General features: G+C 70.9%; 23 protein-coding genes and 1 tRNA gene. 3 read left to right on the top strand and 21 right to left on the bottom strand.

What is annotated here, in order from left to right; all coding sequences use genetic code 11:
• Positions 1 to 17: 17 nt before the first annotated feature.
• Complete coding sequence (locus AB0N03_RS04305; RefSeq protein WP_364365140.1) at positions 18 to 953, top strand: MerR family transcriptional regulator; 936 nt, start codon at positions 18 to 20, stop codon at positions 951 to 953.
• 121 nt (positions 954 to 1,074) lie between these two features.
• Here the strand turns inward: AB0N03_RS04305 and folK are convergent, their stop codons facing one another.
• From folK to dacB, 13 genes are all read right to left on the bottom strand, one after another.
• Entirely contained in the window at positions 1,075 to 1,566 is a 492-nt protein-coding gene (gene folK, locus AB0N03_RS04310) for a 2-amino-4-hydroxy-6-hydroxymethyldihydropteridine diphosphokinase (RefSeq protein ID WP_364365143.1), read from the bottom strand.
• Positions 1,563 to 1,922, bottom strand: coding sequence for a dihydroneopterin aldolase (gene folB / locus AB0N03_RS04315; RefSeq protein WP_364365145.1), 360 nt, complete (start codon positions 1,920 to 1,922; stop codon positions 1,563 to 1,565). The genes folK and folB overlap by 4 nt, the downstream gene beginning before the upstream one ends.
• On the bottom strand, positions 1,915 to 2,721 hold the full coding sequence (gene folP, locus AB0N03_RS04320; RefSeq protein ID WP_364365371.1) for a dihydropteroate synthase: 807 nt from the start codon (positions 2,719 to 2,721) through the stop codon (positions 1,915 to 1,917). Before folP ends, folB begins: the two co-directional genes overlap by 8 nt.
• Before the next feature lie 35 nt (positions 2,722 to 2,756).
• Positions 2,757 to 3,362, bottom strand: a complete 606-nt coding sequence (gene folE, locus AB0N03_RS04325) for a GTP cyclohydrolase I FolE (RefSeq protein ID WP_364365148.1) — start codon at positions 3,360 to 3,362, stop codon at positions 2,757 to 2,759.
• Positions 3,340 to 5,748 (bottom strand): ATP-dependent zinc metalloprotease FtsH, encoded by a 2,409-nt coding sequence (ftsH, locus tag AB0N03_RS04330; RefSeq protein ID WP_364365151.1) that lies wholly within the window; start codon positions 5,746 to 5,748, stop codon positions 3,340 to 3,342. Before ftsH ends, folE begins: the two co-directional genes overlap by 23 nt.
• A 203-nt stretch (positions 5,749 to 5,951) precedes the next feature.
• A complete protein-coding gene (locus tag AB0N03_RS04335; RefSeq protein ID WP_364365154.1) occupies positions 5,952 to 6,767 on the bottom strand; it encodes an ESX secretion-associated protein EspG in 816 nt (271 codons plus the stop codon).
• Between the two features lie 197 nt (positions 6,768 to 6,964).
• Positions 6,965 to 7,744, bottom strand: coding sequence for an ESX secretion-associated protein EspG (locus tag AB0N03_RS04340; protein WP_364365157.1), 780 nt, complete (start codon positions 7,742 to 7,744; stop codon positions 6,965 to 6,967).
• 58 nt (positions 7,745 to 7,802) lie between these two features.
• The gene (locus tag AB0N03_RS04345) at positions 7,803 to 9,224 is read right to left on the bottom strand and encodes a hypothetical protein (protein ID WP_364365160.1); all 1,422 of its coding nucleotides are present in this window, start codon (positions 9,222 to 9,224) and stop codon (positions 7,803 to 7,805) included.
• Positions 9,225 to 9,247: 23 nt separating this feature from the next.
• Positions 9,248 to 9,613: a hypothetical protein gene (locus AB0N03_RS04350; protein ID WP_364365163.1), complete on the bottom strand. Its 366-nt coding sequence runs from the start codon at positions 9,611 to 9,613 to the stop codon at positions 9,248 to 9,250.
• A 145-nt stretch (positions 9,614 to 9,758) separates the two neighbouring features.
• Complete coding sequence (gene hpt / locus AB0N03_RS04355) at positions 9,759 to 10,310, bottom strand: hypoxanthine phosphoribosyltransferase (RefSeq protein WP_364365166.1); 552 nt, start codon at positions 10,308 to 10,310, stop codon at positions 9,759 to 9,761.
• Between the two features lie 3 nt (positions 10,311 to 10,313).
• Positions 10,314 to 11,273 (bottom strand): tRNA lysidine(34) synthetase TilS, encoded by a 960-nt coding sequence (gene tilS, locus AB0N03_RS04360; protein ID WP_364365169.1) that lies wholly within the window; start codon positions 11,271 to 11,273, stop codon positions 10,314 to 10,316.
• Positions 11,270 to 12,280 (bottom strand): zinc-dependent metalloprotease, encoded by a 1,011-nt coding sequence (locus AB0N03_RS04365; protein ID WP_364365374.1) that lies wholly within the window; start codon positions 12,278 to 12,280, stop codon positions 11,270 to 11,272. The genes tilS and AB0N03_RS04365 overlap by 4 nt, the downstream gene beginning before the upstream one ends.
• 102 nt (positions 12,281 to 12,382) lie before the next feature.
• Entirely contained in the window at positions 12,383 to 14,728 is a 2,346-nt protein-coding gene (gene dacB, locus AB0N03_RS04370; RefSeq protein ID WP_364365172.1) for a D-alanyl-D-alanine carboxypeptidase/D-alanyl-D-alanine-endopeptidase, read from the bottom strand.
• Positions 14,729 to 14,904: 176 nt separating this feature from the next.
• Between dacB and AB0N03_RS04375 the strand changes: the two genes are divergently transcribed.
• The gene (locus tag AB0N03_RS04375; protein WP_360666903.1) at positions 14,905 to 15,423 is read left to right on the top strand and encodes an inorganic diphosphatase; all 519 of its coding nucleotides are present in this window, start codon (positions 14,905 to 14,907) and stop codon (positions 15,421 to 15,423) included.
• A 72-nt stretch (positions 15,424 to 15,495) separates the two neighbouring features.
• Here the strand turns inward: AB0N03_RS04375 and AB0N03_RS04380 are convergent, their stop codons facing one another.
• From AB0N03_RS04380 to AB0N03_RS04405, 6 genes are all read right to left on the bottom strand, one after another.
• Positions 15,496 to 17,151 carry an MDR family MFS transporter gene (locus tag AB0N03_RS04380; protein WP_364365175.1) on the bottom strand — a complete coding sequence of 552 codons (1,656 nt, stop codon included), beginning with the start codon at positions 17,149 to 17,151 and terminating at the stop codon, positions 15,496 to 15,498.
• Positions 17,152 to 17,336: 185 nt separating this feature from the next.
• The gene (gene glyA, locus AB0N03_RS04385) at positions 17,337 to 18,605 is read right to left on the bottom strand and encodes a serine hydroxymethyltransferase (RefSeq protein ID WP_364365178.1); all 1,269 of its coding nucleotides are present in this window, start codon (positions 18,603 to 18,605) and stop codon (positions 17,337 to 17,339) included.
• 185 nt (positions 18,606 to 18,790) lie between these two features.
• The gene (gene rplK, locus AB0N03_RS04390) at positions 18,791 to 19,213 is read right to left on the bottom strand and encodes a 50S ribosomal protein L11 (RefSeq protein ID WP_364365181.1); all 423 of its coding nucleotides are present in this window, start codon (positions 19,211 to 19,213) and stop codon (positions 18,791 to 18,793) included.
• Positions 19,214 to 19,252: 39 nt separating this feature from the next.
• Positions 19,253 to 19,777, bottom strand: a complete 525-nt coding sequence (locus AB0N03_RS04395; protein WP_364365184.1) for a gamma carbonic anhydrase family protein — start codon at positions 19,775 to 19,777, stop codon at positions 19,253 to 19,255.
• Positions 19,778 to 19,871: 94 nt separating this feature from the next.
• Positions 19,872 to 21,074, bottom strand: a complete 1,203-nt coding sequence (locus AB0N03_RS04400; RefSeq protein WP_364365377.1) for a M14 family metallopeptidase — start codon at positions 21,072 to 21,074, stop codon at positions 19,872 to 19,874.
• Positions 21,075 to 21,180: 106 nt separating this feature from the next.
• Positions 21,181 to 21,768, bottom strand: a complete 588-nt coding sequence (locus AB0N03_RS04405; protein ID WP_364365187.1) for a TetR family transcriptional regulator — start codon at positions 21,766 to 21,768, stop codon at positions 21,181 to 21,183.
• 122 nt (positions 21,769 to 21,890) lie between these two features.
• Between AB0N03_RS04405 and AB0N03_RS04410 the strand changes: the two genes are divergently transcribed.
• Positions 21,891 to 22,346: a GreA/GreB family elongation factor gene (locus AB0N03_RS04410; RefSeq protein WP_360666877.1), complete on the top strand. Its 456-nt coding sequence runs from the start codon at positions 21,891 to 21,893 to the stop codon at positions 22,344 to 22,346.
• Positions 22,347 to 22,391: 45 nt separating this feature from the next.
• Here AB0N03_RS04410 and AB0N03_RS04415 read toward each other — a convergent pair whose 3' ends face one another.
• Positions 22,392 to 22,811 carry a DUF2690 domain-containing protein gene (locus AB0N03_RS04415; protein ID WP_364365190.1) on the bottom strand — a complete coding sequence of 140 codons (420 nt, stop codon included), beginning with the start codon at positions 22,809 to 22,811 and terminating at the stop codon, positions 22,392 to 22,394.
• Between the two features lie 221 nt (positions 22,812 to 23,032).
• Positions 23,033 to 23,106: transfer RNA gene (locus tag AB0N03_RS04420), tRNA-Thr, on the bottom strand.
• Positions 23,107 to 23,195: the final 89 nt, after the last annotated feature.

The following is a 23,195-nucleotide window of genomic DNA, read 5'->3' on the forward strand; positions in this document are numbered from 1 at the left end:
AGTTCACCATGCGTCTTGTGGGCACCACCGCGACCTTCACCATCGGCGAGCTGGCCCGGCGGACCGGCCTGCCGGTCAAGACCATCCGCTTCTATTCGGACGAGGGCCTGCTGCCCCCGACCGACCGGACGGACGCCGGCTACCGGCTCTACGACGCGGCGGCGATGGCCCGGCTCGAGCTGGTTCGCACCCTGCGGGAGCTGGGCCTGGGCCTCGCCGACGTCTCCGCGGCGCTGACGCAGTCGACGACCGTCGGCGAGCTGGCGACCCGGCACGTCGAGGCGCTGGACGAGCAGATCCGGCGGCTCCGGCTGCGCCGGGCGGTGTTGCGCGCGGTGGCCAAGCGGAATTCCGAGCTGGAGGAAGTGAACCTGATGAACCGTCTCGCGTCGATGTCCGACGAAGAGCGCAAACGGCTGGTCGACGAGTTCTGGGACGAGATGGTCTCCGGGCTCGAGATCGACGAAGAGTTCTACCGGCGCATGCGCGCGGGCAAGCCCGAACTGCCGGACGACCCGTCGCCCGAACAGCTCGAGGCCTGGATCGAGTTCGCCGAGCTGGTGCAGGACCGGGAGTTCCGGGCACTGATCCGGGGCATGAGCGAAACCCAGGCGCGGCAGATCCGCGAAGGCGAGTTCGAGCAGCCGTCTTCGGCCTGGCAGGAGAACTGGCCGGGCTGGGTCTCCCGCGCGGAGGCGGCCGTGACGGCCGGGGAATCGCCCACGTCAGAGGCAGGGCAAACGCTTGCGGCCGAGATCGCGGCGGCGACGGCTCGCCCGGACCAGGACCCGGCGTCGGCGGAGTTCCGCACGGAGATGGCGGACCGGTTCGCGACGAGCGGCGACCCACGGGCGGAGCGCTACTGGCAGCTGCTGGCGATCATCAACGGCTGGCCCCCGGTCCCGACGGCCCAGCCCGCGGTGCGGTTCATGATCGCCGCCCTGCGCGCCTGACCAGCACAAACGTCATGAACGACCCTTTCATGTCACCAGACGCCATGAAAGGGTCGTTCATGACATTCGCCGAACCGAGGCGGCGACTCGGCGATCCACCGGCCGCCGGGGGTTGACTTGCTCAGCGCAGCTCGAAGTCCGTGCGGCGGACCGAGGCCAGGTCGTCCGCCGGGCGCGCGGCCAGCAGCCCGGCGATCGGGCCGTGCCCCGGCAGCACCGCGGCCGGCTCGATCTCCGCCCAGGGCACCAGCACGCTCGCGCGATCCGGCGTCCCCGGGTGCGGCAGCAGCAGCTCCGGGTCGTCCGACTCGACGCCGTCCACCGTGACCACGTCGACGTCCAGCGTTCGCGGGCCCCAGCGCAGCTCCCGCACCCGGCCCGCCGCCTGCTCGGCCGCCTGGCCCGTGCGCAGCCACGCCCAGTGGTCGCGCGCCGGGTCGTCGACGACGCAGACCGCGTTCAGGAAGTCCGGCTGGTCCTCGACGCCCCACGCCTTGGTCTCGTACACGCCCGACACGGCGACCAGCGCGGGCCGCACGGTGTCCAGCGCCAGCTTGAGGAATCCGAGCCGGTCGCCGAGGTTCGAGCCCAGCGACAGCACCGCGCGGCTCACCGGTCCCGCCGCACCGTCACCGCGACGTCGTCGAAGGTCAGCGGGATCGGCGCCGCCGGCTTGTGCACCGTCACCTCGACCGCGGCCGGCCGCTCGTCGCGCATGACCTCGTCGGCGATCTTGCCCGCGACGCTCTCGATGAGGTCGTACGGCTCGCCCGCGACGATCCCCGCCGCCAGCTCGGCCAGCTCGCCGTAGTGCAGGGTCTTGGTCAGGTCGTCCGACGCGGCGGCCGGCCCGAGGTCCAGCCACACCGTGACGTCGACGACGAATTCCTGCCCGTCCCGCTTCTCGTGCTCGAACACGCCGTGGCGGCCGAACACGCGCAGGCCGGTCAACGTGATCCGGTCAGACATCCGGCGAACCCTTCCACCAGGCGGCGGCCACGGCGACCGCGTCCAGCGACGCCCCGACCTCGTGCACCCGCACGCCCCACGCCCCGGCGGCTGCGGCGAGCGCGGAGATCGCGGCGGTGGCGTCCTCACGACCGTCCGGCGGACGCGGCGTGCCGTCCTCTTCGGACAGCAAGCGGCCGAGGAACCGCTTGCGCGACGCACCGACGAGCACCGGGAAACCGAGGGAAAGCAGCGAGTCCAGCCCGCGCAGCAACGCCCAGTCGTGCTCGGCGTTCTTCGCGAAGCCCAGCCCGGGATCCAGCACGATCGCGCTCTCGGCGACGCCGGCCGCGAGCGCTTCGTCCACTCTGGACAGCAGCTCGGCGCGGACGTCGGCGACGACGTCTTCGTACTTCGCGAGGGCCTGCATGTCCTCGCTGTGCCCCCGCCAGTGCATCAGCACCCACGGCGACCCGGACTCCGCGGCGACGCGGCCCATGTCCGGGTCGGCCAGGCCGCCCGAAACGTCGTTGATCACCTGCGCCCCGGCTTCGAGCGCCTCGGCGGCGACGGAGGCGCGCGTGGTGTCGACCGACAGCCGGATGCCTTCACCGGCGAGCGTCCGGATCACGGGGATGACGCGCTTCAGCTCGGTGCCGGCGTCCACCCGGGCCGCGCCGGGCCGGGTCGACTCGCCGCCGACGTCGATCAGGTCGGCCCCGCGCGCCCACATCTCGCGGGCGTGCTCCAGCGCCTGATCGAGCCCGAGGTACCGGCCACCGTCCGAAAAGGAATCGGACGTCACGTTCAGCACGCCCATCACGACGCACCGGCCCGGAGCGGGAAGCCCCACGCTCACCGGCGTGCCCTGATCAGGTCGAGCGCCTCCGCCCGCGACGACGGGGAGTTCTTCAGCTGCCCGCGCACGGCGGAGGTGGTCGTGCGGGCGCCGGGCTTCCGGATGCCGCGCATGGCCATGCAGAGGTGTTCGGCCTCGATCACGACGATGACCCCGCGCGGTTCGAGCTTCCGCACGATGGCGTCGGCGACCTGGGAGGTCAGGCGCTCTTGGACCTGGGGTCGCTTGGCGTAGAGGTCGACGAGCCGGGCCAGCTTGGAGAGCCCGGTGACCTTCCCGCCGGCATTCGGGATGTACCCGACGTGGGCGACGCCGTGGAACGGCACCAGGTGATGCTCGCAGCTGCTGTACATCGGGATGTCCGTGACCAGCACCAGTTCTTCGTGCGACTCGTCGAACGTGCGGTCCAGCACCGAGTCCGGCTCGGTGTACAGCCCGGCGAACATCTCCTGGTACGCGCGGGCCACCCGGGCGGGGGTCTCCTTGAGACCGTCCCGCTCCGGGTCTTCGCCGCAGGCCAAAAGGAGCTCGCGGATCGCCTTCTCCGCCCGGTCGTGGTCGAAGACCGGGCGGTCGGCGTCACTGGGGCTTTTCTGGTCCATCCACGTCACGACGCTCCCCCTCGCTCTGCTGGTTGCCGGCTTGGTCGGCGAACCAGCCGTGCTCACGAGGGCGTTCTTCACCACCGGGCCGCCACGACTGGCCCGGCTGACCGCCCGGCGAGGTCGCGGGCGTCCAGCCCGGAGGGGCACCGTAGTTCGGGGGACCGCTCTGGGCCGCCGGGCCACCCGGGTAGCCGCCCGACTGCGGGCCACCGGCCTGCGGCCAGTGCGCCGTGCCGTTGGGGCCACCGTTCGAGCTGCCGTAGGGACGGCCGCCGTTCGGGTAGGCGCCCGGCTGCGGCGGGGCGTACGGGTTGGCGTTCGGGTCTGCCGGGGCCGGGTACGGCGGTCCGCCGGGCAGGTCGCCGGCGCCCGGGGCGGTGCCGACCGGGGTCGGCTCCGGCTTCAGGACCGGCTTCTCCTTCTCCGGCGGCGGCCACGGCTCGCCGCGCTCCATCGCCAGCTCGCCCGGGGTCTTGATCGGCGGCTTGTCCGACGGCGTCCGCTCACCGAACTCGTTGAACACGGTGATGTGCGGGCGCTTCTCGACCGTCGCGAAGATCCGCTCCAGGTCCTTGCGGGTCAGCGTCTCCTTCTCCAGGAGCTCGATGACCAGCTCGTCGAGCACGTCGCGGTAGGTGTTGAGCACGTGCCACGCCTCGGTGTGCGCCGTCTCGATGAGCTTGCGCACCTCCTCGTCGATCTCGTGCGCCACCTCGAGCGAGTAGTCCGCCTGACGGCCGGCCGAGCGGCCCAGGAACGGGTCGCCCTGCTCCTGGCCGTACTTGACCGCGCCCAGGCGGGCGCTCATGCCGTACTCGGTGACCATCGCGCGGGCGATCTTCGTCGCCTGCTCGATGTCCGAGGACGCGCCGGTGGTGGGCTCGTGGAAGACGAGCTCCTCCGCCGTGCGGCCACCCATCGCGAAGACCAGCCGCCCGATCATCTCGGAGCGGGTCATCAGCTCCTTGTCGTCCTCGGGGACGAGCAGCGCGTGCCCACCCGTGCGGCCGCGCGGCAGGATCGTCAGCTTGTAGACCGGTTCGATGTCCGGCATCGCCCACGCGGCGAGCGCGTGCCCGCCCTCGTGGTAGGCCGTGATCTTCTTCTCCTTCTCGGAGATGATCCGGCTCTTGCGGGCGGGGCCGCCGACCACGCGGTCGACGGACTCCTCGAGCTCGACGTCGCTGATCACGTGCCCGTTCTTGCGGGCGGTGAGCAGCGCGGCCTCGTTCAGCACGTTGGCCAGGTCGGCGCCGGACATGCCGACGGTCCGCTTGGCCAGGCTGCCCAGGTCGGTGCCCTGGGCGATCGGCTTGCCCTTGGCGTGCACCTCGAGGATCGCGCGACGGCCGCGCATGTCGGGCGCCGACACCGGGATCTGCCGGTCGAACCGGCCCGGGCGCAGCAGCGCCGGGTCGAGGATGTCGGGCCGGTTGGTGGCCGCGATCAGGATGATCCCGCCGCGGGCGTCGAAGCCGTCCATCTCGACGAGCAGCTGGTTCAGCGTCTGCTCGCGCTCGTCGTGCCCGCCGCCGAGGCCGGCGCCGCGCTGGCGGCCGACCGCGTCGATCTCGTCGACGAAGATGATGCAGGGCGCGTTCTGCTTGGCCTGTTCGAACAGGTCACGGACACGCGAAGCACCGACACCGACGAACATCTCGACGAAGTCCGAACCGGAGATCGTGTAGAACGGCACGCCCGCCTCGCCGGCGACGGCTCGTGCGAGCAGCGTCTTGCCGGTACCGGGCGGCCCGTAGAGCAGGACGCCCTTCGGGATCTTCGCGCCGAGCGCTTGATAGCGCGCCGGGTTCTGCAGGAAGTCCTTGATCTCGTACAGCTCTTCGACGGCCTCGTCGGCACCCGCGACGTCCCCGAAGGTCGTCTTGGGCATGTCCTTGTTCAGCTGCTTGGCCTTGGACTTGCCGAAGTTGAGGACGCGGTTGCCGCCGCCCTGCGAGTTGTTCATCATCCACATCAGCAGGCCCAGCACGAGGGCGAGCGGGATGGCGAAGATGAGGATCTGCGTCAGCACGCCCTGCTGGGTCACCTTGGTGGTGAACTTGATCGGCTGGCCGCCGGTCTTGGCCGCGGTCAGCGAGTCGTAGATCGGGCGGGTGGCATCCGCCGGATACTGCGAAATGATCTGGGTGACCTGCTGGCCGTCCACGTCGACGGGCTTGACCAGCAGTAGCTTGAGCTGCTGTTCCTTGTCCTCGAGGCTGGCTTCCTTGACGTTGTTCGAGGAGATCTGGGAGTTCGCCACCGAGATGGGTGCCTGGGTGTACCCACGATCACTGTCGAAGATCGTGTTGTACGCGAACAACGCCAGCAACCCCGCGACGATCCACAGCAGTGGGTTCCTGAGCACGCTCTTCCGGTTCATACGACTCGGCCCTGGTGGCCTCGACCCTCCCTGGTTGGGCGGCTCCTGTGATACCCGCCATCACGATCTTGACAACCCGTGGTGCCTGGACACCCGTTCTCATCAGGGTACCGTCCGCTGCCGCGTTCATCCCCTGTGAGCCTCTCGCAGGTCAACGGGCGATACCGCGCCCGGGTTCCCGCTCGGCGTCCGCGATGGTCACGCTATCGCGTGCCGTCCGACACACTGTTCACCATCTCGCCCAGCCGGGTCCGCAACGTCGCCGGGTCGGCGGGGGCGACCGTGACCCACTCGCGGCCGTCCGTACCTGCGCGGGAGAGGCTGAGGTAGCGCCCGGTCGCGGTGTCGAACCAGGCCAGCACGCGGGACCGTTGCTTGGCCCCGACCTGCGAACGGCTGTTCGCTGCCAGCTGACCGCCGCGTTGCCGCGGCTGCCCGGAGATGCGGCCGTAGGCCTCCCGCGGGTCGGCCGTGACGCGTTCGCTCAACGGCGTCCGGCGCCCCTTCCCGCGTTCCTCGACCGGGCTCGACGGCAGGGACACGGGGATCCGGATCGGCGCGGTGCGCAGCGCCTCGTCCAGTGGAAGTGTGACCGACGCCTCGCTCCCGCGGGGCCCGGCCGGGAGCACGCCGACGACCGCGGAGACCAGGCCGTCCGGTGGGACGTCCCGCAGCCAGATGCCGTCGGCGTCCTGGACCGCGAGGATGCCCTGGGTGCCGTCGGCCGCCGCGAGGACGCCGACGGCGGGCGCCTCGAACTGCGGGATGTGCAGGGCGTCGATGGTCAGCGGGGCGAAGGCCAGCAGCTGCAGCGCGTCCTCGATCGGCGGCGAAAGCCGGCCGCGTGCTTCGCGGATCCCGCGGGCCTTCAGCTCGGCGTCGACGCGGTGGCGCAGCGAGACGCGCTCGTCTTCGGTCGCGCCGTGCGACCGGACCAGCAGGGGGTATGGCAGCTCACCGGCCTGCGCCGACTCCCAGAGGAAGTCGAACGCGAGCGGCGAGAAGAACTCTTGCATCACTACTCTCCCGGATCGGACCCTTGCTCAGCGTAGCCCGCACCACCGACAAAAAGTGATCGTCGGTTCGGGCACGATCGGAGAAGCCGGAGCCCGATCTTGGCAGAGAGCGCGGACGCCCGCGGCGGCACTACCCGGGAAGGCCATGAAGGGCACCTTTATAGCCTTAAGTGCCAGGAGGGTGCCCCTCATGGACGAAGTCAGACGCCGGCGGTCGAACTCGCGAGCATCTCGCCGAGCCGGTGGCGCAGCGTCGCCGCGTCGGCCGGGGCGATCGTGATCCAGTCGCGGCCGTCGCGGCCGGTGGTCGCCTGGGTGAAGTAGCGGCCCGTCTCCGTGTCGAACCAGCTCAGCACCGGCGTCCGCGTGCGGCCGCCCATGCGCGAACGCGCGTTGGCCGCGATCTGACCGCCGCGCAGCCGCGGCTGCGCGTGCAGCTTCGCCAGCGCCTTGCGGTCCTCGTCAGCCGACGCTCGCTCGTCGCCGTTGCCGCGGCGGGACAGGAAGTCGACGCCGTGGGCGCCGACCAGCTGCTCCAGCGGAACCGTGACCGACTTCTCCGAACCGCGCGGGGCGCCCGGGAGCAGCGAGACGATCGCGCTCGCCAGCCCGTCCACTGGGCACGGCTGCAGGTGCAGGCCACGCGGGTCCTGCACCGCGAGCAGCCCCTGCCCGCCGAGCACGCCGGCGATCGCCAGCAGCGGCTCGGCGTCCGGGGCGATCAGCTGGATCGCGTCCAAGCTCAGCTCGGACTGCGCCAGCACGCCGAAGTAGTCCTCGATGTGCGGTTCCGGCCGACCTCGGCCGTCGGCCAGCCCGCGCGCGGCCAGCCCTTCCAACGTGCGCCGGCGCAGCATCGACCGCTCGTCCTCGGTCTCGCCGTGCGAGCGGATGCGCAGCGGGTACGGCAGCTCGCCCAGCCCGGCCGACTCCCACAGGAAGTCCACCTCGACCGGGGTGAGCAGCTCAGCGTTCGGCATCGAGCCACCCCCAAGAGAAACCGGCCGGGCCCGCCGTCGGCGTGCCCGGCCGAAAGGATCAGCGGTCTTCGTCGTCCTCGGACCACGCGCCGATGACCGGCGGCGGGGTCGCCTGGTTCGCGCCGAAGGCCGCGTCCGGGTCCGCCTCGATGAGGAACGACGCGTGCGTGTGCTCCTCGTCCTGCTCGCCCTGAGCACCGTGCGGAGCCATGCCGCCCATGCCGCCCGGGTTCATCGGCGGCGGGGTCTGCTGCCCGCCGATGGTGCCCGCCGACGAGACGAGGCCCTGCTGCGGTGCCTGGGCCGACGCGGCGCTCTGCCCCTGGCCGTCGGCCGAAGCGAGCGACGTCTCGTTCTCCGACTTCGCGCCGGACCGGTTGCCCTTGCCCAGCGCACGGGAAGCCAGCGCGCCGAGGCCGCCGGCGGCCCCGCCGAGGCCGAGGCCCATGCCGATCTTGCTCAGCGGGTTGCTGCCACCCGGCTGCCCGGCACCCGAGGTGACGTGGCCCGCGCCGGTGGTCGTTCCCGTACCCGTTCCCGTACCCGTACCCGAGCCCGCGACGGAGCCGCCGGCGCCGTCACTGCCGAGCGTCGCCGCCGCGTCCTGGCCGAAGCCACCGACGCCGCCGTGGACGCCGTTCGGGCCGACCCCCGCCTGCTGCGCGTCGAACGCGCCGCCGTGGCCGCCGAAGCCCGAGGTGCTGGAAGCGAACACCGCGCCGCCCGGGCCGGACAGGCCCTGCACCGGGCCCGCGTTGCCGATGGAGCTGATGCCGCTGAACGACACCGAGTTGTGCGAGCCCGTCGGTTTCATGCCGAGCGACTCCGGGCCGAAGCTCGGGGTCGAGCCGTCGACCTCGCTCATCGACTCGGTGTAGGCGTTGAAGAACGCGACCTGCTGCGCCTTGACGTCGTTGGCCGCGTCGGCCTGCGCCTTCTGGTCGGCGATCAGCGCCGCCGGGCCGCCGGCCAGCGCGGCCGCCATGGACTGCTTGGGGTCGTAGTCCTTGGGGGCCGGCATCTTCTTGACCTCGGCGGCCGCCGTGGCCTGCCGGGCGAGCCGGTCGGACATCGTGTGCGCGGCCTCGGACGCCTGCGAGCCCGAGTTGGCGATGGCCACCAGCGCGCCCTGCGCGCCCGCCGCACCCCGGCCGACCCACGCGTTGCCCAGCTCGGAGATCGCGTTGTACAGGTGGTCGGACGCCTGCTTCAGCTCGGTGCCGTGGTGCGCCCAGGCGTGCCCGGTCGCCTCGGCCGTGCCGGGGTCGTTGTTGTTGACCGCGCCGTCGTACAGCTGCTGGCTGGCCTGCGCGTTCCAGTTCGGCGGGTTCGCGATCGCGCGGTCGCTGCCCATGTCGAAGCCGTCGGAACGGCCGCGGGCGTCCGCGACGATGTTCTGCGCCGACGAGTTGTCGCCGAGCGGGACCAGCGAGCCCGGGTCGGTCGTGGTCGGCGGCTGGTCGCTGTGGTTCGGAGCCATGACTTCGAAATCCCCCTCTGGACTCAGGCGTTGCGGAACGGGTCGGCCGCGGCGTTGTCGATCTCGTGGTACCGGGACATCGCCGTGACGATGCCCTCCTCGGCGGCGGTGTACTGGCCGAGCAGGTTCTGCAGCGCGGCGGCGTAGGAGTCGTTCCCGCCGTCGGCGCGCTGGACGAACTTGGCGGCCATCGCGTTGCCGACCGGGTTGTCGCCGAGCTTCGGCGGCTGGGCAAGGGTGCCCGCTCCGCTGAGCAGGGCCTCGACCGCGTCCTTGCCGGTGCGGATCTTGTTCAGCACGGTCTGCGCGGCGTCGGGGTCGATTCCGACCTGACCTGCCGCGGCCGCGGCCTTGAAAGCGTTCGCGTCGGCAGCACTGCTGTTCGCCATCTGAGCTCTCTCCCGTTCCCCCCGACCCGGTCACCGCGGGCACGAATGGTCTTCGCATAGGTTAACGCACGTGATCAGAGCGTATGACGCGATCCGCGATGCCGGGGTTCCACAAAGCCGGTAGATGCGGTGAACGGTCGGTGAACTACGCCGTGTACACCTTCGGGTCCAGCGTCCCGATGTAGGGCAGGTCCCGGTACCGCTCGGCGTAGTCCAGGCCGTAGCCCACGACGAACTCGTTGGGGATGTCGAAGCCGATGTACTTCACCGGGACGTCCACCTTGACCGCCTCCGGCTTGCGGAGCAGCGAAACGACCTCGAGCGACGCGGGGTTGCGGCTGTGGAGGTTCTTCAGCAGCCACGAAAGCGTCAGGCCGGAGTCGACGATGTCCTCGACGATCAGCACGTCCCGGCCCGCGATGTCGCGGTCGAGGTCCTTGAGGATGCGGACGACACCGGACGACGACGTCGCGGAGCCGTAGGAGGAGACGGCCATGAATTCCAGCTGCGTCGGCAGCGGCAGCGCACGGGCGAAGTCGGTCATGAACATGACCGCGCCCTTCAGGACACCCACCAGCAGGAGTTCACCCTGCCCGTTGGGCGGATAGTCGGCGGCGATCTGCGCCGACAGCTCCGTGATCTTGTCCTTGATCTGCTGCTCGGTGACGAGCACGGAGGCGATTTCGCCCTCGTACACGGGTCATTCCCCTCGGGTGGTGGGTTGGGAGGTGACGCAGAGCCTGCCATGCGCCCGGCGCGCCTCCAAGTTGCCCGGCAGCCAGACACCGCCCTGACCACGCCACCGGGCGACGAGGTCGTCGACCGCGCGAAGGTGCGCGTCGGTGAGCTCGCGCACACCCGATTGCAGCAACCACCTGCGGATAACCCGCCGCCGGATCGCCGCGGGCTCGGCCGCGAGGACGCCGGCGTCCAGACCTTCGGAGCCGCCCGCGCGGGTGAAGATCATGTCCGCCATTGTGTCCAGCGCCTCACTGTCCTCGCGCAGTTGCGCGGCCGTGCGGGCGAGCGCGCCGGCGACGCCGCCGTTGAGGACGTCCTCCAGCAACGGCAGGACTTCGGTGCGCAAGCGGACGCGGGTGAAGCGCGATTCGGCGTTGTGCGGGTCGTCCCAGGGCTCGACGCCGAGTGCGGCGCAGGCGGCCCGGGTCGTCGCGCGGGGCACCGCCAGCAGCGGACGGCCCCACGGCGGGTCGTGCGGCCGCATCCCGGCGACGCTGCGGGGGCCGGAGCCGCGGCCGAGCCCGAGCAGAACGGTTTCGGCCTGGTCGTCGAGGGTGTGGCCGAGCAGGACGAGGTCGTGGCCGGCCAGCGCGCGGTAGCGGGCCTTGCGCGCAGCGGCTTCCGGGCCGCCCGGGCCGGTGACGTCGGTCCGGCGCACCTCGGCGTCGTCGGCGCCGAGGGACTTCGCGGCCGCGGCGGCGTCGCGCGCGATCTTCGCCGATCCCTCCTGCAGGCCGTGGTCGACGACCAGCGCGCGGACACGGTGACCGCGGTGGTGCCCGACGTACGCCGTGGCCTCGGCGAGTGCGAGGGAGTCGGCGCCGCCGGAGACCGCGACGCAGAGTTCAGGCGGGGCTTCGACCGCGTCCAGGAACGCGCGGACGGCCCGGCGGACGGCCGCGACCGCCTTGTCCGTCATCCGTGCAGGCGCCGGACCCACGCGGCCGGGTCGGCGATCTCGGCGCGCGAGGGCAGGGTGTTCGGCGACCGCCAGACGGCGTTGAAGCCTTCCATGCCGACGGCGTCCACGACGTGCTTCGTGAACTTCGCGCCTTCTTCGTACTGACGGATCTTCGCGTCGACGCCGAGCAGCGCGCGCAGCAGCCGGTCGAAGACGCCGCCGCCCTTGCGCCGGGCGGTGAACCGCGCGCGGATCGTGTCGACGCTCGGCACGACCTGCGGGCCGACGGCGTCCATCACGAAGTCGGCGTGGCCCTCGAGGAGCGTCGAAAGCGCCAGCAGCCTGTCGAAGACCGCGCGCTCCTTCGGCGACTGAAGCAGCTCGGCGAGGTTCAGCTTCGGCCCCTGCTTGATCGCCTCGGGCAGCCGGCCGACCAGGTCGGCGAGGCTGTCGGTGCCGCCGCCGGCGAGCCCGGAGACGAGCCGCTCGACCTCGTCGGCGAAGTAGTCGCGCAGCCAGGTGACCGCGGTGAACTGGAGGCGGTGGGTGCACTCGTGCAGGCAGACCCAGAGCCGGAAGTCGTGGGCGGGGACGTCCATCGCGCGCTCGGCGGCGACGACGTTGGGCGCGACCAGCAGCAGCCGGCCTTCCCGGTCGGGGCCGCCGAAGGGGTCGTACTGGCCGAGCACGCGGCTGGCCAGGAACGCGAGCACCAGCCCGGTCTGCACGCCGGCGCCACCGGCCAGGATCGGCCCGAAGGGGCCGCCCTGCTGCGGCAGCGCGCGCCCGGTGAGCGCGTCGAGCCCGGCCGCGGCCGAGCGCACCCAGCCGGGGCGGTCGACGACTTCGCCGGGCAGCAGCGGCAGGTCGAGGCCGAGGTTCGTCAGCTGCCGGACGTGCCCCTCGGCCTCCATGGTCAGCTCACGGAGGTCGGTGACGGCCGCCTCGGCCTCTTCGCGCGGAACCTGCGGGCCGCCGCGCACGAGCAGCGCGCCGGTCTGCGCGGCGAGCGCCCAGTCGACCATGGGCCGGGTCTCGGTTTCCTGACTCACCCTTCCGACGCTACCTGCCCGGGGCAGGTTTCCGGCCACGATCTTCGTACGGTTCGGCGTCCGAGGAGTGCACCGTTACGAGCAGCCGCACTTGCGGAGGCTCGTCGCCAGTGCGTCGATGGCGTCCCGGCCCGGCTGCTGGTCGGAGCCGTTGGACATGAACGCGAACACCAGCACCCGGCCGTCCTGGTCGAGGACCAGGCCGACGAGGGTGTTGACGCCGGTCAGCGTGCCCGTCTTCGCCCGCACCCACCCCCGGCCGGCCTGCGACGCGGCCGTCTCGAACCGCTTGTCCGCGAGGGTGCCGGAGCCGCCCGCCACCGGGAGGCCGGCCAGCATCGCGCGCAGCTTGGCCGTGTTCGGGTTCTTGCCCTCCGGCGCCGCCGCGGCCGCCATCAGCTGCGTCAGCAGCTTCGCCGGGATCTTGTTCTCCGTCGAGATGCCGCTGCCGTCGGAGAGCTTCACGCCGGTGGTGTCGAAGCCGTGGTCCTTGAGCACCTTGATGGTCGCCGCGGCGCCGCCGGCGAAGGTCGCCTCCTGGCCGGTGGCCAGCGCCACCTGCCGGGCGAGCGCCTCGGCGAGGACGTCGTCGGACAGCTCCATCGTGTCGGAGACCAGCTCGGTCAGCGGCGCCGACTTGACCTCGGCGAGGACCTTCGCGTCCTTCGGCGCGGCCGCCTGGCCGCCGCCCGAGGCGCTGAGCTTCGACGCGATCGTCGACGCCAGCGCGCTGCCCGCGTTGGCCACGCGGTGCGAGCCGTTGTTCTTCGGGTCCTCGCGCCCGGCGTCGGCCATCACCGACGAAATCTGGGTCGCGAACGTCGACGGCGCGTCGCCCGCGGCCCAGCCCGGCGCGGTCGTCGCGCCCTTGAAGAGGCTCAGGTCGACCTGCACCTTCTTGACGTTCGGGTTCGCCTTCTTGACCTGCGCGACGAGGTCGTCGACGTGCGCGGCGCCCGGGTACAGCGGCGACTCGGTGCCCAGCGGCAGCGCGGTGAGGGTGACGTCGCCGCCGCCGACCAGGATCACCGTGCCCGAATCGGCACCCTGGACGATCTTCGTCGACAGCCGCGTGTTCGGGTCCAGCGCGAGCAGCGCGGCCGCGGTGGTCAGCACCTTCGTCGTCGACGCGGGGGTCACCGCCGTCGCCGCGCTGTGGTCCCACAGCGTGGTGCCGCTCACCGGGTCGACGACGCTGCCGTTGAGCTGGCCGAGCGCGCTGTTCCCGGCCGGCCCGGTCAGCACGGACTTGACGCCGTTCGCGGTCGGCGCCTGCCCGGCGGTGTCCGGGCCCTGCAGCCGGCGCGTGGCCGCGGCGGGCTCGGGGCTGTCGCCCTTCGGCGCGTTCGGCGCCCACGGCAGGCCCAGGCGGTTCGACACCTTCGGCGTCGCCGCGGCGATCCCGCCGCCGGCCAGCACCAGCAGGACCACCACGACGAGCGCGATGATCTTGCCCTTGCGCCGCTTCTTCTTCGGCGGCTCCTCCGCGGAGGCGGACGCGGGCTCGGCCGGGGGCGGCGGCTCCGCGGGCGGCTCGGTGCGCGGTTGCGGTTGCTGCTGGAAGGCCCCGGGGAACTGGGTGGGCCGCTCGATCCCGACGGTCGCCTCGGCGTCGAACCGCTGCCCGTCCGGCTCGATCCGCATCGGCCGGGCCAGCGACCCGGCGGACGCCGGCGGGACGACCCCGCGCGGCGGCTCCGGCGGCAGTACGGGCCGGCGGTCGTCCGGCACGTCGAGGCGCTGTGCCCAAGTCTGCTGCTGGGGCTCCTCACGACGCTGCGGCTCCGAGCGCTTCAGCTGCTCTTCGCGGCGCTGCTGCTCCTCACGCCACAACTGCAGCTCTTCCCGCCACGGCTGCGCTTCGGGCTTGCCGGACTGCGGCTCGTCGTGCCGATCCCGCTGCTCACCGGACCAGACGTTGCGCTCGACGGGCACCACCGGCACCTTCCGCGGCTCCATCTGCTGGGTGCTCTGGACGTCCGGCTTCGCCTCGATGTACTGCGTGCTCTCGGCGGCCGGTGCCAGGGACTGCTTGACCTCGATGTACTGGGTGCTCTCCGCGACCGGCGGCGGCGCGGACTCGGGTGCGGGTTCGGGTTCGGGTGCGGGCTGAGGCTCGGCCGGCTCCTGCTTCGGCTGTCGCGAGCCGAGCCGGTCGGCCAGGTCCTGCTTGGCCTGGGTCGGCGGGGGCGGCGGCTCCTCCTCGGCGGGGGCGTTCAGGCCCGGGATCGGCTCGGGCTCGACGTTCGGCGCGAACCACGATCCCTTCGGCGCCTCACTGCTTGTGACCTTGGGCACGCCGGACCCCGCCGCAGCGCCGGCCGGCGGGTCGGGCAGCGACATCGGCGTGGTCTTCCGCGCGCGGGACGACGAGCGGTCTTCGTCCGACGAAGGCCACATCGGCTGGTCGTTTTCCGGCACCCACCACTCCTTCTCACCTGCCCCGGAAGGGGCCAAGCTCACATGCCGTGAGGCCGACATCGATGCGGCCCCCCGGCAGGGCGTAGTCCACACTAGGAGACGTCAAGACAGTCGTTGAGGTTGCCGCCCGCGACGTGCGGGCACGCCCGGATCTATAAAGAAGCAGTGAGGACGCCGTGGAGTTCGACGTCACGATCGAAATCCCCAAAGGGGAGCGCAACAAGTACGAGGTCGACCACAAGACGGGCCGCATCAAGCTGGACCGGACCCTGTTCACGGCCACGCAGTACCCGGCCGACTACGGCTTCATCGACGACACCCTCGGCCAGGACGGCGACCCGCTGGACGTGATGGTGCTGGTCCAGGAGCCCACCTTCCCGGGTTGCCTGATCCGCTGCCGCGCGATCGGCATGTTCCGGATGACCGACGAGAAGGGCCCGGACGACAAGGTCATCGCCGTCCCGTCGAACGACCCGCGCCTCGAGCACCTGCGCGACATCCACCACATGAATGAGTTCCACCGGCTGGAGATCCAGCACTTCTTCGAGGTCTACAAGGACCTCGAGCCCGGCAAGAGCGTCGAAGGCTCATCCTGGGTCGGCCGCACCGAGGCCGAGGCCGAGATCGGCCGTTCGTACGAGCGCGAGACCGACCGCCTGGCCAAGGAGAAGGCCGACGGCGGCGCGGCCCACTAAGACTCCAATGCCGTGAAGGCCCCCTTACCGGCGCTTATGGCCGGTAAGGGGGCCTTCACGGCATTCAGCGGGTCAGTGAGCCAGGGCCAGGGCCGGAGCGGCGTCCGCCTCGGCGTCCGCGCGCTGCTCCATCGCCGACTTGTCCGAGAGCGGCTTCTCCTTGAGGAACCACACCAGGGCGAACCCGACGGTCAGCACGATCCCGCCGACCAGGAACACCGTGCTCATCGACTCGGCGAAGCCCTGCAGGATCGGCCGGGCCAGCGTCGGGTCGAGCGAGGACAGGAACGACGTGTCGTTGACGTCCAGGCCGCTCTGCATCTGCTTCGCGAACTCCGGGTGCTGGGCCAGCGCCGAGACGTAGGCCGGCGTGGTCATCGCCGAGCGGATGGCGTTCGCGATCCGGTCGCCGACCGTGCCGAACAGGATCGACAGGAACACCGCGGTGCCCGCCGTGCCGCCGATCTGCCGGAAGAACGTCGCCGCCGAGGTGGCGACGCCGATGTCCTGCGGGCGGACGTCGTTGGTCGCGGCCAGCACCAGCGTCTGCATCGAGGCGCCGAGGCCGAGGCCGATCACGAAGGCGATCACCATGACGAAGGACAGCGAGGTGTCGACGCTGATCGTCGCCAGCGCGAACAGCGCCGCCGCCATCAGGCCGATCCCGGCCACCGCGAACATCTTGTAGCGCCCGGTCTTGGAGATCAGGCGGCCGCTGGTCAGGCTGGCGATCATGATGCCGAGCGTCAGCGGGAGCATCTGCAGGCCGGCCTGGGTCGGCGTCGCACCCTTGACGATCTGCAGGTACAACGGCAGTGACATCATCGCGCCGAACATCCCGGCGCCCTGCACGACCGTGACGAGCGTCGCCATCCGGAACACCGGGCGCTTGAACAGGCGCAGCGGCAGCAGGGCGGCGTCGCCCATCCGGCGTTCGATCCAGACGAACGCGGCCACGCCCAGCCCGCCGACGACGTACATGGCGATCGAGGCGGCGGAACCCCAGCCCCACTCGCGACCCTGCTCGGCGACGATCAGCAGCGGCACCAGTCCGGTGGCCAGCGCGACGGCGCCCCAGTAGTCGACCTTCTGGTCCACGCGGCTGTGCGGGAGGTTCAGCACCTTGGTGACGACGACCAGCGCGGCGAGCGCGATCGGGACGTTGACCAGGAACACCCAGCGCCAGCCGGTGATGCCGGCGAAGGAGTCGACACCGGCGAAGAAGCCGCCGACGACCGGGCCCAGGACGCTCGAGACACCGAAGACGGCCATGAAGTAGCCCTGGTACTTGCTGCGCTCACGCGGCGCGGTGATGTCGGTGATGATCGCCAGCGCCAGGGACATCAGGCCACCGGCGCCGAGGCCCTGGAACGCGCGGAACGCGGCGAGCTCGTACATCGACGTGGCCATGCCGCTGGCCAGCGAACCGACCAGGAACAGCGAAATCGCCGTCAGGTACATGGGCTTGCGGCCGTAGAGGTCGGACAGCTTGCCGTACAGCGGCGTCGAGAGCGTCGCGGTGATCAGGTACGCCGTGGTGGCCCAGGCCTGCAGGGACAGGCCGTGCAGCTCGTCGGCGATCGTGCGCATCGACGACGAGACGATCGTCTGGTCGAGCGCGGCGAGGAACATGCCGAGCATCAGCCCGGACAGGACGGTCAGGATCTGGCGGTGGGACAGTTTGCCGTTCGTCGCGGCTGCTCCTTCCGCCGTGGTGGTGTCGCTCATGGTGGTCTCCCTCGAAGTCTTCGTAGTTGCTTGTACCTCTCAACTACTTGCTTCGGCCAACTATTCCTCAGAAGCTTGTATGATGCAACCAACTTTTCTGTGAGCCGCGTCTCCCGGCCCCGGAAAGCCGTGAAGGCCACCTTCACGGCCATAAGAGCCGGTAAGGAGGCCTTCACGGACTTGCGTCAGGCGGAGTAGCCCGGGATCGGGAACGGCGCCAGGAACTCGCGGATCTCCGCGGCGATCGTGTCCAGCGAGGACTCGTCGGACGCGGCCGCGGCGGTGATCGTGCGGTCGATCCACGCCGCCACCTCGACCTGGTGCTCCGGCCGGAGGCCGCGGGTGGTGATCGCGGACGTGCCGAGCCGGATGCCGGACGGGTCGAACGGCTTGCGCGGGTCGAACGGCACCGTGTTGTAGTTCAGCTCGATGCCCGCGCGATCGAGGGCCTGCGCGGCCGGCTTGCCCGCGACCGCCTTGTTCGTCAGGTCGATCAGCAGCAGGTGGTTGTCCGTGCCGCCGGACACGAGGTCGTACCCGCACGCGAGCAATGCGTCGGCCAGCGCGCGGGCGTTCGCGACGACGGTGTGCGCGTAGTCGCTGAACGATGGCTGCTGCGCCTCGCCGAGCGCGACGGCGATCGCCGCGGTCGTGTGGTTGTGCGGGCCGCCCTGCAGACCCGGGAACACCGCCTTGTCGACGGCCTTCGCGTGCGAAGCGTCCGAAAGGATCATCGCGCCGCGCGGGCCGCGCAACGTCTTGTGCGTGGTCGTCGTGATCACCTGCGCGTGCCCGACCGGCGACGGGTGCGCGCCGCCCGCGACGAGCCCGGCGATGTGCGCGATGTCGGCGACGAGCACGGCGTCCACCTCGCGCGCGATCTCGGCGAACGCCGGGAAGTCGATCGTGCGCGGGATCGCCGTACCGCCGGCGAAGATCAGCTTCGGCCGGTGCCGGCGCGCGAGGTCGCGCACCTGGTCGAGGTCGACGCGGCCGGTCTCCTTGGCGACGCCGTAGCGCACCGGGTTGAACCACTTGCCGGTCGCGGAGACGCTCCAGCCGTGCGTGAGGTGGCCGCCGTCGGGCAGCGCCATGCCGAGCACGGTGTCGCCCGGCTGCGCGAAGGCCAGGTACACGGCCAGGTTCGCCGGAGACCCGGAGTACGGCTGGACGTTCGCGTGGTCGGCGCCGAACACGGCCTTCGCCCGGTCGATGGCCAGCTGCTCAATCTGGTCGATGAACTGCTGGCCCTCGTAGTAGCGCTTGCCCGCGTACCCCTCGGAGTACTTGTTGGTGAGCACGGTGCCGGTCGCTTCGAGCACGGCCTGCGAGACGTAGTTCTCCGACGCGATCAGGCGGATCTTGTCGTGCTGGCGCTTCGCCTCGTCCTCCACGAGCCCGGCGATCGCGGGGTCGGCGGCGGCGAGGGCGTTCAGTTTCGGCTGGTGTGTCATGGCGTACTCCGGCTCTGGAGTGGCCTTCACCCAGGCGCGCGGTGCCGGCCTCGTCGTCGCTTCCCGGTGGTGCTCCACCTCGATGGCGCCAGTCGCTGCTGCGGGGAAGAGCCTAGTCCACCGCGCTCGAGGCTCGACGGTGTTCGGCGCACGTGGAACGGCGGCGCGACCGGTGCTTGCGCACCTCAGCCGACGACCACGACGCCCATGGACCGGGCCGTGCCCGCGATCGTGCGCATCGCCATCTCGACGTCGGCGGTGTTCAGGTCCGGCAGCTTGCGCTCGGCGATCTCGCGCAGCTGCTGCGTCGTGATCTTGCCCGCGGCCTCGTGCCCGGGCCGCGAGGAACCCTTGTCCCCCAACGCCTTCTTGATAAGAAACGACGTCGGCGGCGTCTTGAGCCGCAGCGCGAACGAGCGGTCTTCGAACACCGAGACGACCACCGGCACGAGGTCGCCGCGCTGGGCCGCCGTCGCCGCGTCGTAGGCCTTCTTGATCTCGACGAGGTTGACCCCGGTCTGCCCCAGCATCTTGCCGAGGTCGACGACCGGGGCGTTGCCCGCGGTGAGCTCGAGGGTGACCTGGTGGGTGAGTTTCTTCGGAGCCATGCCCCGAAGCTAGAGTCTCCAGTTACTGGAGAGTCAATCTCAATCCAGGGCCTCGACGCCGGCCTTGTGCCGCTTCGCCAGGTCTTGGTAAACGGGCGCGTTGTGCTCGACCCACAGGCGCGCGGAGTCGGTCAGCGGCACGAACTTCTTCGCCGGGCTGCCCATCGCTACCACCTCGGACGGCACCTCGGTGCCCGGCGTCACGGTGGCGCCGGCCGCGACCAGCGTCCGCTCGCCGATCTTCGCGTCGTCCAGGATGGTCGAACCGTTCCCGATCAGGGCCTGCTCGCCGACCGTGCAGTCGTGCACCAGGCACTGGTGGCCGACGGTGGCGTTCTTGCCGATCTCGCACACCTTGCCGACGTTGACGTGCACGACCGAGTTGTCCTGGATGTTGGCACCCTCGCGGACGATGATCTTGCCGAAGTCGGCGCGCAGCACGGCGCCGTACCAGACCGAGGCGTCCTTCTCGACGACGACGTCGCCGATGAGCGTGGCGGTGGGCGCGATCCAGGCGTCCGGGTGGACCTGCGGGCGGAGCCCTTCGAACGAGAACAGAGGCATGCCCGCACCCTAGACCGCGCCCGCTGTGACATCCGAGGCTTCGCCTCGGGCCGGGGGCTCCGCCACCCGGAACCCCCGGCAAGCACCATGGGGGTCAGCCGGTGATCGCCGCGTTGATCAGGATGTCGACCGCTTTGTCGTTGCGCGTGGTCTGCGGGCCGATCTGGGTGTCGCGCGGGTAGAAGCCCGGGCTGCTGCCCTTCGGGTACATCTCGAAGGTGAAGCTCCAGATCTTGTGCGTCGCCCACATCCAGTCGTTGACGCTGCCGTCGGTGATGTAGAGGTCGCTGGACTGCTGCGGCGTGTAGCCGTTGGTCGCCGCCATCTGCTTGCCGAGCGTCTCGAACTTCGTCGCCTCGGCGGCGGTGAGGCCGGGCGCGGTCCGGTCGTAGGTGTAGCCGAACGGCCAGAGCACCAGCTCGGAGTAGGTGTGGAAGTCGATGTGCGTCTTGATCTGCTGGACGCCGCCGACCACCCGCGAGGTCACCCAGTTCGCGACGGCCTTGGCCTCCGGCGCCGAGAACGCCGCCGTGCCGCGGTAGGTCTCACTGGACGTCGAGCCCGACGAGCCGCCGCAGCAGCCCCACTTGTAGCCCCAGTTGCGGTTGGTGTCGGTGCCGGGGCCCTGGCGGTTCTTGCGCCAGCTGTGGAACGTGCCGCCGGAGATGTCGTACTCGGCGCCGTCCGGGTTGACGCTCGGCACGACCCAGATCTCGGTGCTGTCGACGAGCCGCTTGATCGCGCTGTCGGTGGCGTACCCGCTGGTCAGCCGCTGCACGATGTGCAGGCACATCTCGGTGGTGAGGTGCTCGCGCGCGTGCTGGTTGCAGGTGAAGAGCACCTCGGGCTCGTTCTCGTCGGTCGCGGCGTTGTCGGAGATCTTGATCAGCGACAGCGCGCGGCCTTCGTAGGAGGTGCCGGCGCTGCCGAGCTTCGTCAACGACGGATAGTTCGCGACGGCCTTCTGCAGCTCGGTCTGGGTTTCGGCGTAGGTGTGGTAGCCGGTGTAGCCGGCCGGGAAGTCCTCGACGGTCGCGGCGGTCTGCGGCCGGTCGACCGCACCGAGCGCCTTGACGCCGAAGCCGAGCGCGCGCAGCTGGGCGGCTTCGCCCGGGTTGGCGATGACGGTGGTCGTCGCGCCTTCGGCGTCGAGGATGTCGGCGCCGGTCCGGGCGACCTCGGTGCGCAGCTGGGCCGTGCCGGTGCCGGTCACCTCGTACACCTGTGGCCCGGCCGGCTGGGCGACGGCCTGGCCGCCGGTGGTGAGCATCAGAAGGACGGCCGCGGCCGCCGCCATGCACGTTCGTGGGCGCATCACGTCTCCTGCTCTCGGGGGTGCTTCGAGATTGGCCGGAGCCGGACGTAAGGCGCAATCCGTACGTCTACGGATCTAAAGGGCGTTGCTAGCCGTAGTTGGCGAAGCAGAGGGCCTCGATGTCGGCACGCAGGGTGGCGAACGGCCGCGGGCGCACCCGCTGCTGGACGACCGTGCCCAGCAGGTACGACAGCAGCGCGCGGGCCCGCGCGCGCGGGTCGTCGACGTCGAGCGGGGCGAGCAGCTCGGCCAGCAGCTCCGTGAGCGACGTGAGCATGGCGTCGATGGCCTGCGGGTGCTGCGCGCGCCCGGCCGCGATCCAGTACTCGAACCAGAGGAACGCCGCGTTCGGGTTGGCGGCGAAGACGCTCAAGTACTCCTCGAGGACAGCGAAGAGGCGCTTGCGGGGCTCGTCGTGCTTCGCGGCGACTTCGCGCAGCCCCGCGGCGAAGGTGGTGATGTGCGCGGCCATGGCGCGGTCGATGAGGACGTCGATGTCGGCGAAGTAGTAGTGGATGGCGCTCTTGGTGAGCGGTCCGGCGTCGGCGATGGCCCGCACGGTGCACCCCGCGAGGCCGTCGCGCGCGAGGACGACCCGCGCGGCTTCGACGATCTGTTCCTGCTTGGCCAGCTGGTTGGGAGAGAGCCGCTCGCTGCGACCGGGGACTGCGCTCACGGTGATTCTCGTTACCTTCTTCCTGGACAGCAGCCCCGAATTCTAGGGCAGACGTCCCGCGGGTGGCCCCGGGGTGAAAAACCGGATTGGCCACCCCGGTCCGCGCAGCGGACAATGCGCGCATGGTGATCTCAGGGGACAAGGGGCTCAGCCCGGCTGCGCGCAGCCAGCTGGAGAAGGAAATTGCGAACTTGCGCGCACAGCGGGAAGCCCTCGCGCCGCAACCCGGCGAGCAGGAGCGCACAGGGGACGCGGCGGACCAGGCAGACGTGATCGACCGCGCGGAGGCCGCAGCGCGGCTGGACCGCCAGATCGCCGACCTGGCCGCGAAGATGGAGCACGGCGGCTACGGCAACGCGCAGCTCCCCGACGGCACGACGGTGGCCCTCCGCTTCTCGGACGGCGACGAAGAGACGTTCCAGGTGGTGACGGTCCCGGGCGAAGACGCGGACGCGATCACCTCCGACAGCCCCCTCGGTCTGGCCCTGGTCGGCCGCAAGGCGGGCGACGAGATCACCTACCGAACGCCCCGAGGCGACGCGAAGGCCACCGTGCTCAAGGTGACGCCCCCGAAGTAGGCCCGACGCGGGTGGGGCGGCGCGGCCGCCCCACCCGCGTCCGGTTCAATACCAGCCGGTGCAGGCGTAAACGGTCTGCGTCGAGTCGTTCTCGGCGCACGCGGACATGGTGTGGCCGTCGTCGTCGAACCAGGGGGTGAAGACGTCGCTGCCAGAAGTGATGGTGGCCTTCCCGAGGTCGTACTCGACATCCGAGGGGTTGCCGTTCCACCGTCGGCTGACGACCACGCTGTCCCCGATCCGCCCTCCCCGGATCCGGCCCCACGCACACGCGTGAGCGGGGCTGTAGCGCAGTTCGATGATGATCGAGCCGTAGGTGGTGCTCTTGGCGGTGATGGTGTCGGTCGCGACCGGCTGCCCGCCATCACAGCTAAGCGGAACGACAGCCTGAGCGACCGGCGCGCTCAGCATCGCCCCGGCCACGGCCAACCCGGCAACAACCCCGGAAGCACGCAGAACTTTCACTGATCTCCCCCTTCAGAAGACGGCCCGAGCGGACCGCAGATCGAGTGAAGCAGCAGCGGCCCAAGATCCGCTTCCGCCGAAGGGGTCTGGACCTATGCCCCAGAGGGGTGATCTTGGGGAACTTTTTCCGCGCACCGACAGGCGTCTTTGTCACTCACTTAGCCACTCACCAGACGAGTCAGGCCCCATCCGAAGACTCTCGGATGGGGCCTGACCTGCTGAGCCGCCTAGGGGAATCGAACCCCTGACCTATTCATTACGAGTGAATCGCTCTGGCCGACTGAGCTAAGGCGGCATGTCTCCGGCTCGCGCTGGCGACGGGCACAAGTGTAGCGGAAGCTGTCACCGTCACTTTCCGGGGGGACTGTCGTTAGGGCCCTATGA

It is taken from the genome of Amycolatopsis sp. NPDC051061, assembly GCF_040682935.1.
GTDB lineage: Bacteria > Actinomycetota > Actinomycetes > Mycobacteriales > Pseudonocardiaceae > Amycolatopsis.

Coding starts and splice junctions, on each gene's coding strand:
- folB (WP_364365145.1), bottom strand. CDS start 1,922: ATGTCTGACCGGATCACGTTGACCGGCCTGCGCGTGTTCGGCCGCCAC.
- folP (WP_364365371.1), bottom strand. CDS start 2,721: ATGGGCGTGCTGAACGTGACGTCCGATTCCTTTTCGGACGGTGGCCGG.
- folE (WP_364365148.1), bottom strand. CDS start 3,362: ATGGACCAGAAAAGCCCCAGTGACGCCGACCGCCCGGTCTTCGACCAC.
- ftsH (WP_364365151.1), bottom strand. CDS start 5,748: ATGAACCGGAAGAGCGTGCTCAGGAACCCACTGCTGTGGATCGTCGCG.
- AB0N03_RS04340 (WP_364365157.1), bottom strand. CDS start 7,744: ATGCCGAACGCTGAGCTGCTCACCCCGGTCGAGGTGGACTTCCTGTGG.
- AB0N03_RS04345 (WP_364365160.1), bottom strand. CDS start 9,224: ATGGCTCCGAACCACAGCGACCAGCCGCCGACCACGACCGACCCGGGC.
- AB0N03_RS04350 (WP_364365163.1), bottom strand. CDS start 9,613: ATGGCGAACAGCAGTGCTGCCGACGCGAACGCTTTCAAGGCCGCGGCC.
- tilS (WP_364365169.1), bottom strand. CDS start 11,273: ATGACGGACAAGGCGGTCGCGGCCGTCCGCCGGGCCGTCCGCGCGTTC.
- AB0N03_RS04365 (WP_364365374.1), bottom strand. CDS start 12,280: ATGGTCGACTGGGCGCTCGCCGCGCAGACCGGCGCGCTGCTCGTGCGC.
- AB0N03_RS04380 (WP_364365175.1), bottom strand. CDS start 17,151: ATGAGCGACACCACCACGGCGGAAGGAGCAGCCGCGACGAACGGCAAA.
- glyA (WP_364365178.1), bottom strand. CDS start 18,605: ATGACACACCAGCCGAAACTGAACGCCCTCGCCGCCGCCGACCCCGCG.
- rplK (WP_364365181.1), bottom strand. CDS start 19,213: ATGGCTCCGAAGAAACTCACCCACCAGGTCACCCTCGAGCTCACCGCG.
- AB0N03_RS04395 (WP_364365184.1), bottom strand. CDS start 19,777: ATGCCTCTGTTCTCGTTCGAAGGGCTCCGCCCGCAGGTCCACCCGGAC.
- AB0N03_RS04400 (WP_364365377.1), bottom strand. CDS start 21,074: ATGGCGGCGGCCGCGGCCGTCCTTCTGATGCTCACCACCGGCGGCCAG.
- AB0N03_RS04410 (WP_360666877.1), top strand. CDS start 21,891: ATGGTGATCTCAGGGGACAAGGGGCTCAGCCCGGCTGCGCGCAGCCAG.